This is a genomic window from Bradyrhizobium lupini, from assembly GCF_040939785.1.
Lineage (GTDB): Bacteria > Pseudomonadota > Alphaproteobacteria > Rhizobiales > Xanthobacteraceae > Bradyrhizobium > Bradyrhizobium canariense_D.
The window spans coordinates 3,996,682-4,011,411 of the sequence record NZ_CP162553.1; the positions used below are offsets into that span (position 1 = coordinate 3,996,682).

11 protein-coding genes are annotated in these 14,730 nt (G+C 64.5%); 5 read left to right on the top strand and 6 right to left on the bottom strand.

Annotation, left to right across the window (positions count from 1 at the left end; translation table 11 throughout):
* The first annotated feature begins 9 nt into the window (after positions 1-9).
* Both AB3L03_RS18860 and AB3L03_RS18865 read left to right on the top strand, forming a co-directional pair.
* Positions 10-729, top strand: coding sequence for a ribonuclease activity regulator RraA (locus AB3L03_RS18860; RefSeq protein ID WP_368506865.1), 720 nt, complete (start codon positions 10-12; stop codon positions 727-729).
* Between the two features lie 82 nt (positions 730-811).
* On the top strand, positions 812-1,903 hold the full coding sequence (locus AB3L03_RS18865; protein ID WP_204512838.1) for an SMP-30/gluconolactonase/LRE family protein: 1,092 nt from the start codon (positions 812-814) through the stop codon (positions 1,901-1,903).
* A gap of 110 nt (positions 1,904-2,013) precedes the next feature.
* Here the strand turns inward: AB3L03_RS18865 and AB3L03_RS18870 are convergent, their stop codons facing one another.
* The gene (locus tag AB3L03_RS18870; protein WP_368506866.1) at positions 2,014-4,113 is read right to left on the bottom strand and encodes a S9 family peptidase; all 2,100 of its coding nucleotides are present in this window, start codon (positions 4,111-4,113) and stop codon (positions 2,014-2,016) included.
* 148 nt (positions 4,114-4,261) lie between these two features.
* Here AB3L03_RS18870 and AB3L03_RS18875 point away from each other — a divergent pair, with 148 nt between their 5' ends.
* Complete coding sequence (locus AB3L03_RS18875; protein WP_231189627.1) at positions 4,262-5,698, top strand: MBOAT family protein; 1,437 nt, start codon at positions 4,262-4,264, stop codon at positions 5,696-5,698.
* The gene (locus AB3L03_RS18880; protein WP_231189630.1) at positions 5,698-6,810 is read left to right on the top strand and encodes a hypothetical protein; all 1,113 of its coding nucleotides are present in this window, start codon (positions 5,698-5,700) and stop codon (positions 6,808-6,810) included. Before AB3L03_RS18875 ends, AB3L03_RS18880 begins: the two co-directional genes overlap by 1 nt.
* A gap of 104 nt (positions 6,811-6,914) precedes the next feature.
* Here AB3L03_RS18880 and AB3L03_RS18885 read toward each other — a convergent pair whose 3' ends face one another.
* The 3 genes from AB3L03_RS18885 to AB3L03_RS18895 all read right to left on the bottom strand — a co-directional run bounded on the left by AB3L03_RS18885 (position 6,915) and on the right by AB3L03_RS18895 (position 10,891).
* A complete protein-coding gene (locus tag AB3L03_RS18885; RefSeq protein WP_018456620.1) occupies positions 6,915-8,102 on the bottom strand; it encodes an alanine--glyoxylate aminotransferase family protein in 1,188 nt (395 codons plus the stop codon).
* A 107-nt stretch (positions 8,103-8,209) separates the two neighbouring features.
* Positions 8,210-8,950: a thermonuclease family protein gene (locus AB3L03_RS18890; RefSeq protein ID WP_026233211.1), complete on the bottom strand. Its 741-nt coding sequence runs from the start codon at positions 8,948-8,950 to the stop codon at positions 8,210-8,212.
* Positions 8,951-9,163: 213 nt separating this feature from the next.
* Positions 9,164-10,891, bottom strand: coding sequence for a hypothetical protein (locus AB3L03_RS18895; protein ID WP_204512834.1), 1,728 nt, complete (start codon positions 10,889-10,891; stop codon positions 9,164-9,166).
* 425 nt (positions 10,892-11,316) lie between these two features.
* On the opposite strand from AB3L03_RS18895, the gene AB3L03_RS18900 reads away from it, so the two are divergent.
* Positions 11,317-12,165, top strand: a complete 849-nt coding sequence (locus tag AB3L03_RS18900; protein ID WP_018456617.1) for a caspase family protein — start codon at positions 11,317-11,319, stop codon at positions 12,163-12,165.
* Between the two features lie 164 nt (positions 12,166-12,329).
* Here the strand turns inward: AB3L03_RS18900 and AB3L03_RS18905 are convergent, their stop codons facing one another.
* Positions 12,330-13,217, bottom strand: a complete 888-nt coding sequence (locus AB3L03_RS18905) for an efflux RND transporter periplasmic adaptor subunit (RefSeq protein ID WP_368506867.1) — start codon at positions 13,215-13,217, stop codon at positions 12,330-12,332.
* 282 nt (positions 13,218-13,499) lie between these two features.
* Positions 13,500-14,624: a lactonase family protein gene (locus tag AB3L03_RS18910; RefSeq protein WP_368506868.1), complete on the bottom strand. Its 1,125-nt coding sequence runs from the start codon at positions 14,622-14,624 to the stop codon at positions 13,500-13,502.
* Positions 14,625-14,730 lie beyond the last annotated feature (106 nt).

Below are 14,730 nucleotides of genomic sequence, written 5' to 3' on the forward strand. Positions count from 1 at the left end.
GAGCGTGACATGACCAAACTTGCCGAAGCCACCCGCAACAAGCTCAAATCCGTCTCCACCGCCACCGTCGCAACCGCGTTGTTCAAGCGGGGCCTGCGCATCCAGATGATCCAGGATGTGCACCCGCTCAGTGCCGACCAGCCGACCATGGTCGGTGAAGCCTTCACGCTGCGCTATATGCCGGCGCGCGAGGATCTCAACACCATCGAGGTCTTCAAGGACCGCTCCCATCCGCAGCGCAAGGCAGTCGAGGATTGCCCGGCGGGCAGCGTGCTGGTGATGGACAGCCGCAAGGACGCGCGCGCCGCGTCCGCCGGTGCGATCCTGGTCACGCGCTTGATGAAGCGCGGTGTCGCCGGGGTCGTCACCGATGGCGGTTTTCGCGACTCGGCCGAGATCGCCAAGCTCGGTATCCCCGCCTACCACCACCGCCCAAGCGCGCCGACCAATCTGACGCTGCATCACGCCATCGAGATCAACGTGCCGATCGGCTGCGGGGATGCGCCGGTGTTTCCCGGCGACGTCATTCTCGGCGACAGGGACGGCGTGATCGTGATCCCTGCGCATCTCGCTGAGGAGATCGCCAACGAGACCTTCGAGATGACCGCGTTCGAGGACTTCGTCACCGAGGAAGTCAACAAGGGCCGCGGCATTTTCGGTCTCTATCCGGCAACGGACCCACAGACGCTGACCGACTTCGCCGCATGGCGGAAGGCGAACGGAAGGTAAAGGCCGCGCGCCGACACCAAGCATATCAAGAAACAGGCCGGCCGCAGCAAGCGCCGGCCTTAAATCACCCAGGGAGGACTCCATGAATTTCACGCGACGCAACCTCTTGGCCGGCGCCGGCGCTGCGGCCACTTCCGCGCTCCTCGCCCACGCCGCCGGTGCCCAGTCGTTTCCGTTCGCGCCGAACCAGCGCTACCCCGATCCCGCCGTTCAAATCCTCGATCCCAGTTTTGGAAAGTACCGGCTTTATTCCTCGACGCTCGAGCAGGTCGCGACCGGCATGCGCTGGGCGGAAGGCCCCGCCTATTTTCCCGAAGGCGGCTATCTGCTGTTCTCGGACATTCCCAACAACCGGATCATGAAGTTCGACGAGAAGACCGGGCAGACCAGCGTGTTCCGCGCCAACGCGAACTACGCCAACGGCAACGCGCGCGACCGCCAGGGTCGCCTCGTCAGCTGCGAGCACTCGGTGACCCGCCGCATCACCCGCACCGAGAAGGACGGCAAGATCACCGTGCTGGCCGAGAAGTTCGAGGGCAAGCGGCTGAACGCGCCGAACGACATCGTGGTGAAGTCCGACGACAGCATCTGGTTCACCGACCCGCTGTTCGGCATCAACGGCGAGTGGGAGGGCAAGAAGGAAAAGGCCGAGCAAGCCACCACCAACGTCTACCGCATCGCTAAGGACGGCAAGCTCAGCGCTATGCTGACCGACCTCGTCAATCCGAACGGCCTCGCCTTTTCGCCTGACGAGAAGAAGCTCTACGTGGTCGAGTGGAAAGGTACGCCCAACCGCAGCATCTGGAGCTATAATGTCGGTGACGACGGTTCGCTCAGCGGCAAGACCAAGCTGATCGACGCGGCTGACCAGGCCTCGCTCGACGGTTTTCGCGTCGACCGCGACGGCAATCTCTGGTGCGGCTGGGGCTCCAACGGTGCGCTGCAATCCGAGCCGACCGACATCGCCGGCCGCAAGGTTTATCAGCTCAAGGCCAAGTCGGAGGATCTCGACGGCGTGATGGTGTTCAACGCAGAGGGCAAGCCGCTCGCCTTCATCAAGCTGCCCGAACGCTGCGCCAATCTCTGCTTCGGCGGGCCGAAGAACAATCGCCTGTATATGGCAAGCAGCCACTCGGTGTATGCGCTGTATGTGGAGGCGCATGGGGCCGTGTGAGGCTTCGCCTCTCTCGAGGCCGTAGCCCGGATGGAGCGCAGCGCAATCCGGGGCTGTGATGTCGTCTGCACTAATCCCGGATTTCGCTGCGCTCCATCCGGGCTACGAAGTCACGCCTCCGCCATCCCCGCCGCCCACAGCGCGAACGCATAGACGATCGCGACTTCATCGAGCCGGTTGAAGCGTCCCGATGCGCCGCCGTGGCCGGCGCCCATGTTGGTGCGGAGCAGGACCGGGCCGCCGCCGCTCATGGTCGCGCGCAGGCGCGCGATCCATTTGGCGGGCTCCCAATAGGTGACGCGCGGATCGGTCAACCCGCCCATCGCCAGGATCGCGGGATAGTCTTTCGCCGCGACATTGTCGTAGGGCGAATAGGACAGGATGGTGCGGAAATCCTTCTCGCTCTCGATCGGGTTGCCCCATTCCGGCCATTCCGGCGGCGTCAGCGGCAGCGTGTCGTCGAGCATCGTGTTGAGCACGTCGACGAACGGCACTTCGGCGACGACGCCGGCGAACAATTCGCCGGCGCGGTTCGCCACCGCGCCCATCAGCATGCCGCCGGCCGAACCGCCGTGGCCGACAATGCGCTTTGCACTGGTGTACTTCGCATCGATCAGCGCGCGTGCGCTGGCGGCAAAATCGTCGAACGAATTGGTCTTCTTCTCGCGCTTGCCGTCGAGGTACCAGCCCCAGCCCTTGTCGGCGCCGCCGCGGATATGGGCGATGGCATAGACGAAGCCACGGTCGACCAGCGACAGGCGGTTGGCGCTGAACGAAGCCGGCATCGCCATGCCGTAGGAGCCGTAGCCGTAGAGCAGCAGCGGCGCCGCGCCGTCGAGCGTGAGTCCGCGGCGATGGAGGATCGAGACCGGCACCTCGGCGCCGTCATGCGCTTTCGCCATGATGCGGGTGGTGACGTAGTCGCTCGCATTGTGGCCGGACGGGATCTCCTGCCGCTTGCGAAGGGTGCGCGTGCGCTTGACCATGTCGTAATCGTAGACTTCCGACGGCGTCGTCATCGACGAATAGGCGAAGCGCAAATTGGTCGTCTCGAATTCGTAGGAGCCCATCGTATCCAGCGAATAGGCCGCTTCGTCGAACGCGATCGCGTGCTCCTCGTTCGAGGCGAGGTCGCGGATCACGATGGACGGCAGCGCGTTGGCGCGCTCCAGCCGCACCATGTGGCCGGCATAGAGATCGAGGTCGATGATGTAGATGCCCGGGCGATACGGGATCAGATCGCGCCAGTTCTTGCGCTCGGGTGAGGCGAGCGGCGCGGTGACGATCTTGAAGTCGATGGCATGGTCGGCGTTGGTTAGGATGAAGAGTTCGTCGCCACGGTCGGCCAGCGAATATTGCACGCCTTCCTTGCGTGCCGCGACCAGGCGCGGCGGTGCGTCGGGGTGGGCGAGGTCGATCAGCCGCTGCTCGGAGGTCTCGTGGTCGCCGCCCGCGATCACGCAGAAGCGGCCACTGGTGCTCTCTTGCAGATGGGTGAACCAGCCGGAATCCTGCTCCTCGTAGACCAGCGTGTCGTCGGCTTGCCCAGTGCCGAGCTTATGCCGCCACACCTGCATCGGGCGGTGGTTGTCGTCGAGCTTCACGTAGAAGAACGACGTCGCATCCTTGCTCCAGACCACGCCGCCGTCGGTCTCCTCGACGACGTCGTCGAGGTCCTTGCCGGTCGCCCAGTCGCGCACGCGGATGGAGAAATACTCCGAGCCCTTGGTGTCGGCGCTCCAGGCCTGCAGCCTGTGGTCGTTCGAGTGCCGGCTGCCGCCGAACTTGAAGTATTCATGGTCCTTGGCGAGCGCATCGCCGTCGAGCACGATGTGGCCCTCGCCGCCGTCGCGCGGCATACGGCCGAACAGCTCGTGCTGACCGCCCTCGCGGAATTTGCGGAAATAGGCGAAAGGACCATCCGGCGACGGCACGCTGGAATCGTCCTCCTTGATCCGCCCCCGCATCTCGCGCACCAGCGTTTTCTGGAGCGCCGCGGTATGGCCGAGCAGGCTCTCGGTGTAGCCATTTTCTGCGTCGAGATATTTGCGGATGTCGGGATCGAGCACCGCGGGGTCGCGCAGCACCTCCTGCCATTTCTCGTCCTTCAACCAGGCATAGTCGTCGGTCACGGTGATCCCGTGTCGCGTGAAGGAATGCGGCCGGCGCGGCGCGAGGGGGGGCAGGGAAGGTGTTTTGGCTTGTGTCACTCGATCCTCATTCAGATGCGTGTTTCACCTTATATCGTCCCGCTTCCGTGAATTGCCAGCGTCGCTGCGGGCGTCGTCGCCGGGTTGTTGACGGGCCGCTTGTATGCTTTAGGGGCCGGGTCTTTAGTCCTGCCGCCGGTCCAGCCTGATGTTGTTCAATTCCTACCCGTTCATCCTGCTGTTCCTGCCCGTCGCGCTGGCTGGCTATTTCTGGCTCGGGCGGCGCAGCAATCTGGCCCCGGTGATCTGGCTGGCGGCGGCCTCGCTCACCTTCTATGCCATTGGCAACTGGCAGTTCGTGGCCCTGTTGCTGCTATCGATCGCCTTCAACTACGGCATAGGCCACCTCCTCATCGTGGCCAAGCTTACTTCGTCGCAACGAAAGGTGGCACTGGCCCTCGGCGTCGCCGGCGATCTTCTCGTACTTGGCATCTTCAAATATGCCGGCTTCGTCACCGAGAACGTCAACGCGCTGGCCGGCACGCACTTTGCGGTCCACATCCTGCTGCCGGTCGGCATCTCCTTCTACACGTTCACCCAGATCGCGTTCCTGGTTGACGCCTGGCGCGGGCAGGTCGCGGCCTACGCGCTGCCACACTATGCGCTGTTCGTGACCTACTTTCCGCATCTGATCGCGGGGCCAATCCTTCACCACAAGGACATGATCCCGCAATTCGAGCGGGAGGAAACCAAGCATCCGCATGCGCATCTGATCCTGTGCGGCCTCATCATCTTCGCAATCGGCCTGTTCAAGAAGACCTGCCTTGCCGATGGCATCCAGCCGCTGGTCGCGCTCGCCTTCGATGCGCGCGCGCCGAGTTTTGATCAGGCCTGGCTCGGTGCACTCGCCTACACGTTCCAGCTCTATTTCGACTTTTCCGGCTATTCCGACATGGCGATCGGGATATCGCTGATGTTCGGAATCTTCCTGCCGGTCAATTTCAACTCGCCCTACAAGGCCACCAGCATCGTCGAGTTCTGGCGCCGCTGGCACATGACGCTGTCGCACTTCCTGCGCGACTATCTCTACATCCCGCTCGGGGGCAACAGGCGCGGGCGCGTGCTGCGCTACATCAACTTGCTGCTCACGATGCTGCTCGGCGGGCTCTGGCATGGCGCGGCCTGGACTTTTGTCATTTGGGGCGCCCTGCATGGCGCCTATCTCTGTATCAATCACGCTTTCAACGCGCTGGTGCCGAATGTTCCGAAGTGGCTCGCGCACACGACGCGCGTCGCCGGAGCCGTGCTGACATTCCTCGCCGTCGTTGTCGCCTGGGTCTTCTTCCGTGCCGAACGGGTCGATTGGGCAATGCGGATTGTGAATGCGATGGCCGATCCCTCCAACATCGTGTTCGGCCGCGAGGAGATTGCGGCGTCGGTGATGGTCACGATCTATGCCGCGCTGGTGTGGCTGGCGCCGAACACGCAAGGACTCATGGGGTACGACCACGCCAATCGCAGGGTCGGCGACGGCCTGATGTCCGGACGGATGCGGCCGCTGGTCCTCTATGGTGCGTCGCTGGTGCTTGCGTTCGGGATTTTGGGTATCCAGAGCCACAGCGAATTCATCTATTTCCGGTTCTGATGCGCGGCGCGTTCACATATCCAGGGCGTCTTCTCCTCGCGAGCATCGCGTGCGTGCTGGGCGCGGCTGCGCTCACCTATGTCATCGATCCCCTGCAACTGTTTCGGCCCTCGCGTCTCGTCGCGCCGTTCTATTCCGATGACACGCGCGTGCAGAATGCCGGGCTGATCCGCAGCCAATCGTTCGATACCGCGTTCATGGGCACCTCGCTCGCGATCCATTTCCGCCAGAGCGACATCGACCATGCCCTCGGCGTGCACTCGCTCAAGCTGGCGATGACCGGCTCCAATTCGCGTCAGCAGGGCTTTGTACTCGAGCAGGCCATCGACCGCGGCGCGAAGCGCGTGATCTGGGCGATGGACGATTTTATCTTTGTCGATGCTGCCGACATCGAGACCGATCCTTATCTCGCTGCCGATCTCTATCGCGGGACGGCAAAGGGGATCGCGTCCTATCTGTTCAGTGCGGCGATGGCGAAGGAATCCCTGTTCGCATTGCTGCGGTCGGTTCCGCCGCTGCGGGAGCCGCTGACCCGGGCGGCGCCTTTTCTGCCCGTCAAGTTTGCGCTTGAAGACGTCGACGACATTTATGCGTTGCCGCGCGATATCGACGTCGCGCGCGCCTATAATGCGAAAAGGACGCTCGCGGCTTTCGCCTATATCACCGATCCCGTGCGCAGCCGTTTTCTCGGCGAAGGCTATCGTTACGATGCGATGGTCCGGCATTTCGAGCGTGACGCCGTCGGCCTGATCGCGCGCCATCCGGACGTGACCTTCGACATCTACTTCCCGCCCTATTCGATCCTGCAATTCGTCGCGATGCGCGACGCTTCGCCTGCGACGCTGAAAATCGTCACCGACCTCACGGCCGTCATTGCGCAGTGCCTGACGCAGCTTCCCAATGTGCGTCTGTACGATTTCCGGGCGATCAAGGACGTGACGCACGACCTCGACAATTACGGCGACGTCATCCACCATTCGCCGGTGATCGATGCGAAGGTGCTGTCGTGGCTGGCGCGTGGGGAGTATCGGGTCGATCCGACGGCGCCACTTGCCTCGCTGGAGGCGTTGAAGGCGCAGGTCGAGGCGTATCGCTTGCCGCCGCTGCCGTAGCCCGCATGAGCGAAGCGACATGCGGGGACTCGCGCAAGAATCCCGGGTGTCGCTTCGCTCACCCGGGCTACAAGATTGCTCCCACAAGAGAAGGAAAAAGGCGTCTACACCGCCACCTCTTCGCCGAGATACGCGACCGCTGCCTCAAGCCCGCCTTTGCCGTGCGGGATCTTCAGCGCGTTCAGCCCGATCTCGATCACGCCCAACGTGCCGAGCAGCATCGGGGCGTTGACGTGGCCCATATGGGCGATGCGGAAGGCTTGTCCCGAGAGATCGCCGATGCCGGTGCCGAGCACGACGCCGCACTTCTCCTTGCAATAGCGTTGCAGGATTGCCGGATCGTGGCCGTTGCTCATGGTCACCGTGGTCACGGTGTTGGAGCGTTCGCTGGCTTCGGCGACGTTGAAGCCGAGCACCTGGCCTTCCGACCACGCGCCGACCGCGCGGCGTGCGGCCTCGCCGAGCAGGCTGTGACGTCGGAAGGCGTTCTCCAGTCCTTCCTCGTGCAGCAGGTCAATGGCCTGGCGCAGCGCGAACAGCAGATGCACCGGCGCGGTGCCGGCATATTTGCGATAGTGCTCGCTGCCCTCGCGCTCGCTCCAGCTCCAATAGGGCGTGCTCATGTTGGCGGTCTTCTGCACCTCGCGCGCGCGCGCGTTGGCCGCGACGAAGCCGAGGCCGGGCGGCGTCATCAGGCCCTTTTGCGAGCCCGACATCGCGACGTCGATGCCCCATTTGTCCATCTCGAACGGCATGCAGCCGAGCGAGGCCACAGTGTCGACCATGTACAGCGCCGGATGGCCGCTGGCCTTGATCGCCTTGCCAATCGCCTCGATGTCGTTCTGCACGCCTGAGGCGGTGTCGACCTGGACGACGACGACGGCCTTGATGGTGTGCTCCTTGTCGCGGCGCAGGCGCTCCTCGACCTCGTGCGGCCGCACCGCGCGTCGCCAGTCGCCCTTGAGCACCTCGACCTCGGCACCCATCAGCGCCGCGGCATGGCCCCAGCCGATCGCGAACCGTCCGCTTTCGAGCACCAGCACCTTGTCGCCGCGCGACAGCACGTTGCTCAATGCTGCTTCCCAGGCGCCGTGACCGTTGGCGATGTAGATGTAGGACTTGCCCTTGGTGGCAAACAGTTTCGAGATGTCACTGAGCAGGCTCTCGGTCAGATCGGTCATCTGTTTGGAGTAGATGTCGATCGCCGGACGATGCATCGCCCGCAGCACCTCGTCGGGCATATTGGTGGGCCCGGGGATGGCCAGAAATTCCCGGCCCGCGCGAACGGTCATTGCTGTTGGTCCTTGTTGCCTGAGAATAGGATGGTAGGTCGCTGATTCACACTTTTACGCGGCGCCGCGGTGCAAGAAAAGGCCGGAAAACGCAGGTCTGACGTGGGTTATCTCTTAGTCTCGCGGCAGCCCGCATCTTCGGCTTCCTCCACCGAGCAGAACCAGCGCGTGCCCTTGCTGATCTTCATCTTGATCTGCGCATACCAGCGGCTGGTCGGCCGGTGATAGATGCACTCGCCGGCGCTGTTGACGTTGCCCTTGATGGTGCAGTCCGGCGAGGGCGCGACCGGGCCCGAAGCCGAAGCGAGCAGGATCGCATGTGCGCCATCGGGCGGCTTGGTGGCGCCGAGGATGGTGGTCTTCTTGTTGCGCTCGCGCCAGTCCCAGGGCGCGATGAAGGCGCCTTGCCACATGCCGGCTTTTGCCTCCCGCGCGGCGGCATCATCGGCTTCGTAGTCGCGCGAGACGCGGGTGTAGGCCAGCGCCCAGCCTGCGCGCACCAGCCATTTCTGGATATCCTCGCCGCCGACGTCGCAGCGCGCCACGGTGCGGCCGCGCCGGTCGATCGACCGCGCATGGCAGACCCAGGTCTTGCCGTCGGCGTATTTGGCGAGCTCGTCGCGGGCCGCTATGCCGCAGGTCCAGCGCTCGCCCTTGTTGTTGAGGCAGAGCTGGTCGACCGCGGGGGCGTCGATGCCGCCGAGCCTGATCCGCGTGTTGCCGATCACCACCGCGTCGCCGGCGCGGACCTTCGCTGTGCCGGTGATGTCGGCGGCCCGCGCCGGCGATGGCAAGCCGGACAAGGAGAAGCCAAGCAATGACAGCGCAATCAGGGGTTTTCGCAACATGCCGGCCCGCGTGTGATGAAAACTGCGATAGACCTCGCAATTGTGGTCGGCTTTTGTCCGCTCGGCCAGCATATGCCTGGCAATTGGGCTTTCAACTTCCTGTCATCGGGCGAAGTTTAGTAGGGTGGGTTAGCCGAAGGCGTAACCCACCTCTTTCGTCTCCACGGCGGCAGAAGTGGTGGGTTACGCTTCGCTAACCCACCCTGCGCAACCTCATCCCCGCGCCATCGCCCGCTTGGCCACCGCCAGCGCCATCAGCACGAACGCCGACGTGACCTCCGGACCGCCCACCAGGATCCGCGTCGGCGTCTTCATCTTGTTCCACTCATAGGCGCGGAACGGGCCGCGGCGGCTGCCTTCGCCGACGCTCGCGACGATCACGTTCAGCGCCGGCGCAAAGGCGCGCGGGTCGGCGCCGAGATGGCCGAGCGCGATCAGGGCGAGCGCTGCGTCGAACACGTTCATTTCGGCGGCCATCAACTCGCCCTTGACGTAGGAGAGCACGCGGTGGCGGATGAAATCGAAATCGCCGTCGGGATCGATGATCGCCTGCGCCGCCAGCGGCAGCGCCAGGAAGGCAGCATAGCAGCGACCGAAATAGGCGCTGTAAAGCTCAGGCAAATAGTAGATATGCGAGCGCGGATTGGCGAAGGCGCCGCTCGCCGCCAGCCGCTTCTGGAAGCCGAGGATGCGATGCACGGTGGCGAGCCGCGCCGGCGTCTCCAATACTTTCCAGCGCGCGAGGTTGCGAAAGCTGACCTCGAGAATGTCGAGATTGAGCGTCGGATCGAGATCATTGCCATAGGGCCGCTCGCCCTTGAGATTGTCGATCCAGGTCGCAACCCCGCCCTCGTAATCGATATTGTCGTTGATCGGCACGGTCACGCGCGGCTCGTTGACGCCGGCGCGCACCTGATAGCCGGCATAGAAATCCAGCAGCGGCTGGTCGAGGATCGGATCGGTGCAGCCGGCCTGCGTCGCCGCGGAGATCGAGCACGCCGTGGTGTCGCAATCCGGCACGTAGACGCCGAAGCCGAGGTCCTGCTTGATCTGGGCGAAGTAGCGTGAGAAGCGCGGATGCGGTGCCGGCGCGAGCGCGGTGATGACGTTGAACCGCGCCCCGTCGATGCCCTCGACCTCTTCGCGGCTGATGTTGACGCAGAAATCGACCATGTCGGCAACCGCGCGCTCCGCCGCCATCTTGTCGGAGAGCGAGGCGAGACCGGTCTCAACGTAGCTCAACAGCGCCTCGATGAAGAACGCGTCGTAATAGGCCGAGCGGTGGCGGATCTGCACCGGCTCCCACATCGGTTCGGCAACCCCTCGCCAGGGCGGATTGACGACCGCGCGCGCCGGCGATCGCGCGATGAAGACACGGGCGAGGTTGAACAGCAGCGAGGAGTTCTTGTAGCCGCGCGCGTTGAGACCCGTGAGCGCCATGGTCAGCTCTCGGCCGCGGAAATCGGGATCGCCGATCAGGTTGAACGCGGCGTAGGTCGGCAGAAAGCCATTTTTGCGGTACGAGCCCAGCAGATGCTGCGCGCAGTCGCGGATCACGCCGTCGATCTGCGATTGTTGCGGCATGGCGCCGGTGAACATGGCCGGCGGCGGCTTGGGATGATCCAGCGCGATGCTGTCGACGAGATCGGCGACGGGCTGGCCGACCGCCGCCCAATTGGGCTCGGCCTCGTCGCGGGCGCGCACCAGGGCCTGGCGCAGCCGGGCCAGTTTGCCTTCGTCGCGCAGCTCGGGCAGCCCGGCCCGGCGGAGCAGTACCCGCAGTGCGGGATTGCCGAGCGCGGTCTTGTAGAACTTGGGCAGATGCGGATCGCCGCTGGCCGCAACAGACAGTACTGGATCGCAGACGTCGTAAAGCGAGGGGCCGTCCTTCCGCGCGGTCAGCGCCCGGCAGGCGGCGCCGGCAAAATATTGAAAGCTCATGAAATAACCTGGTCGCGGGAATTGGCCGGGGGGCCGGCCGGCGCGCTCCCAGCCGCGCGCCACCCCCTGCAAGTCGTTGAAAAAGCTACCCGGATTCGCAGGAAATACAAATGTGATGAGGGTCACAGAAAAAGCCGGCACGAAGCCTGCATAATCAGGCTCCGGAAGGCTACGGGGACGCAAAAAAATCACACATTGGGCAGCACAAATTAGTTCATGTTTCCAGAGGCTTAGCTCAAATTTTCGGCGATCTATTGCCGGGGAGGCGATATCCGGTTAAGGCTTTGTTTGGTGCGGCGCCGCAAATTGCGCGCAATTCGGGGGCACACCCCCGGCCAATCCCTCAAACCCAAAGACGCTATCGCGCTACTCAAACAGTGTGCGCGTGTTTGGCTGGTCTTTGGCACTGACAGGAATGACGCGAGATGAATGTAACGCAGCTCGACATTTCCCGACGCACGATCGCGGTGGCCGCAGCCCTCATCGGCACGGTCTCGCTCGTGATCGGCGCCCATGCTGCCCTCAACATGCGGGCGCTCGATGCCGCCAAGGCCGTCTCGACCGACCAGGTCACCGGCTCGATCGGCCAAGCCTCGCGTCTCGCCCTCGTCATCGGCAATGGGCACTACCCCGACGCCAGCGCGCCGCTGACGCAGTCGATCAACGACGCCCGCGCGCTGTCCTCGTCGCTGCGCAAGAACGGTTTTGACGTCGACATGGTGGAAGACGCGACCAAGGACGACATGGTCCGCGCCGTCAATCGCCTGAAGTCCCGGATCAAGCCCGACACCGTCGTCATGCTGTTCTTCGGCGGCTACGGCGTGCAGGCCGGCCGCGAGAGCTACATGCTGCCGGTCGATGCCGTGATCTGGAAGGAAAGCGATGTCCGCCGTCACGGCGTCTCCATCGAGGGCGTGCTCGACATGATGAAGGAGCAGGGCGCCAAGGCCAAGCTCGTCGTGGTCGACGCCTCCCGCCGCAATCCCTATGAGCGCCGCTTCCGCTCCTACAGCCACGGCCTCGCGCCGATCAGCGCGACGGACAATGCGCTGATCCTCTCCTCGGCTTCGCCGGGCAAGGTCGTCGACGACGGCAAGGGCGAGCACAGCGTGCTGGTCAGCGAGTTCCTCAACAACCTCAATACGCAGGGCAGCGCCGAGAGCGTCTTCAACAAGACCCGCCTTGCCATCTCCCGCGCCAGCGAAGGCGACCAGGTCCCGACCGTCTCCTCCTCGCTGCTCGAGGACGTCCATTTCGGCGAAGCCGGCGGCTAGTTTTTCTTAGGTTCTGCGAAGTCTCGTGCCCCGGACGCGGCGCATCATGCAATGATGCGACGCAGAGCCGGGGCTTAGTTTTTAAGCTTATCGCTTGGACGAGAGATGGGTCCGGCTCTGCGCGGCAGGTCACACGCTGCGGCGCGTCCGGGACACGAGCAATCCTACTTCGCCGCTTCCGTGGCCATCACCGTGCGCACCGGATCTCCTTCGCGCAGCAGCGCGCCGGCGCGGGCGACGACGATATCGCCCTCGTTGAGGCCGTCGCGAATCTCGATATTGCCGCCCGACATCAGTCCGACCTCGACGCGCTTGGTCTCGACGCGGTTGCGGCGGATCACCTGCACGACGGTGCCGGCGGAGGAATACTGCACCGAGGTCAGCGGCACCGCGACGTTGCAGCTCTGGCCCGACTTGATCAGTGCGCGCCCGCTCGCATTCAGCAACAGCCGCTTCTGCGAGGAGATGCCGATATAGACCATGCCCTGCTGGATGTTCGGCTCGACCGTCGGGCCGATGCGGCGCACCTTGCCGTCGATATCGCCGGCGCCGGCGATGCGCACGGTCGCCACCTGGTTGACCGCGAGCTTGCGCATATCGCTGGTCGCGACGAGGGCGACGAGATCGTACTCGCTGCGCGCCACGATCGTGAACAGCGCCTCGCCCTTGGCGGAGGCGAGGTTGCCGATCTGCGCGGTCGACGTCGCGATCACGCCTGCCACGGGGGCGGTGACCTGAAGCGTGCCGCCCTCGGGCAGTGCCAGCCGCGCCAGCACCCGGCCTGCGGTGGTGGTGTCGCCGGCTTCCGCCAGCACCTCTGTCACCTTCAGGCCGGGCCGCTCCGGCCGCACCGAGCTTGCCTCGCGCGCGATGATGGTGCCGGTGCCCTCGACGATGTCGGAGAAACAGGATTTTGCGACCTTCAGCACCGTGACCGCCGGCCCCTTGGGCGCGTCGTCATCGGCGGCGGCAGCGGGCTGGGCCGACAGCAACAGCAGTCCGGCGAGCGCAACGAGATGTCTGGAAACAGAACGCGCAGGCAATGATCGCATGGGTCATTCCGGTTGGGGCCTTGACGGCCTCATCGTTAGCAGAAGCGATCGCTGCGAGCCAAGGGCACGTCAGGGCCGGCCGGATGAGAATGCCGCAGCAGCACGGGCGGCGCGATGCCGCCCGTTGAATTAGTCGCCGCACAAGCAAAGAGGTTCGTCGGCCGCCCAACAAACGCGTCATGCCCGGGCTTGTCCGGGCATCCACGTTCTTTGTGCCGCGTAGCTAGGCGTGGATGGCCGGGACAAGCCCGGCCATGACGACGAGGAGGTACCAGCGCCCGCTCACGGCAGGCTCAAAAACTCCACCCAGTTCGGCTTCTTGCCGGTGGCGTAGGATTTCAGCTTGGTCAGCACCCCGCTGCTCTGGTCGATGGCATAGACCGTCATGCTGTCGGAGAGCTCGCCCACGGCGGCAAGGTAGCGCCCGCCGGGATCGATATGGAAGCCGCGTGGCTGCTTCTCGGTCGGCACGCTGCCGATGGTGGTCAGCTTGCCGGTGGTTGCATCGACCTTGTAGGCGGTGAGCGTGCTGGTGGTGCGCTCGGAGGCGTAGAGGAAACGGCCGTCGGGGGTGATTTGGATGTCGGCTGCCCAGGGCTTTCCGGTAAATCCTTCGGGCAGCGCGCTGGTGCGCTGGATCTCGTCCCATGCGCCGCCCTTGGCCTCATAGGCGAACGCCGCGACGTCGCCGTTTAGCTCGTGCAGGAGATAGACGAACTTGCCGTTGGGGTGGAACACGAAATGCCGGGGTCCCGATTTCTCCGGCACCTTGTGGGCCGGCGGATCGCTCGGCGTGAGCGTGCCGGTCGTGGCATCGAACGTGAAGGCCAGGATCTGGTCGGAGCCGAGATTGGTCGCGAACGCGAAGCGGTTGTCGGGCGAGGGCAGGAAGGCGTGCGCGTTCAGCCCGGTCGGGATCACCTGCTTCGGTTCGCCTGCGACGCCGTTGGCGAGCAGCGGATTCAGCGCGACCTTGTTGCCGCCATAGGAGGCGCTGAACAGGAATTTGCCGCCGCGGTCGATGGCGATGTAGGCCATGCTGTCGGCGAGCGGGCCGTTGCCGAGATGGCTGAGCTGGCCGGTCTTCGGATCGATCGCAAAGCTCACCGCGAGAAACGGCTGCGAGCGGACACCGGCGATCAGCACGCGATGGTCGGGCGTGATCGCGAGCGGCGTCGAGGAGCCGGGCTTTTCGACGCCGGTGAAGCCGGCCGTCTGCACGGGCGTCATCTCGCCGCTCTCGGCCATCTTGAACACGCTGATGTCGTTACTGTCGGCATTGCCGACATAGGCGAACGTCTCGGCCATGCCGGCGCGGACTCCAGAAATGAGAGTGAGGAAAGCAAGCGTGGTGGCGATCGCGGCGCGGGGTACGCCGGATCTGATGCGTCGGGTCGATCTCAACATGGGGTCCTCCTGGATGCCGATGCGGCATTTGTCGTTTTGCCGGCGAGGATAGCGGCAGCCGCCCCGCCGCGCCAAACTCCAATGGGGATCGATCGATGCCGAAATG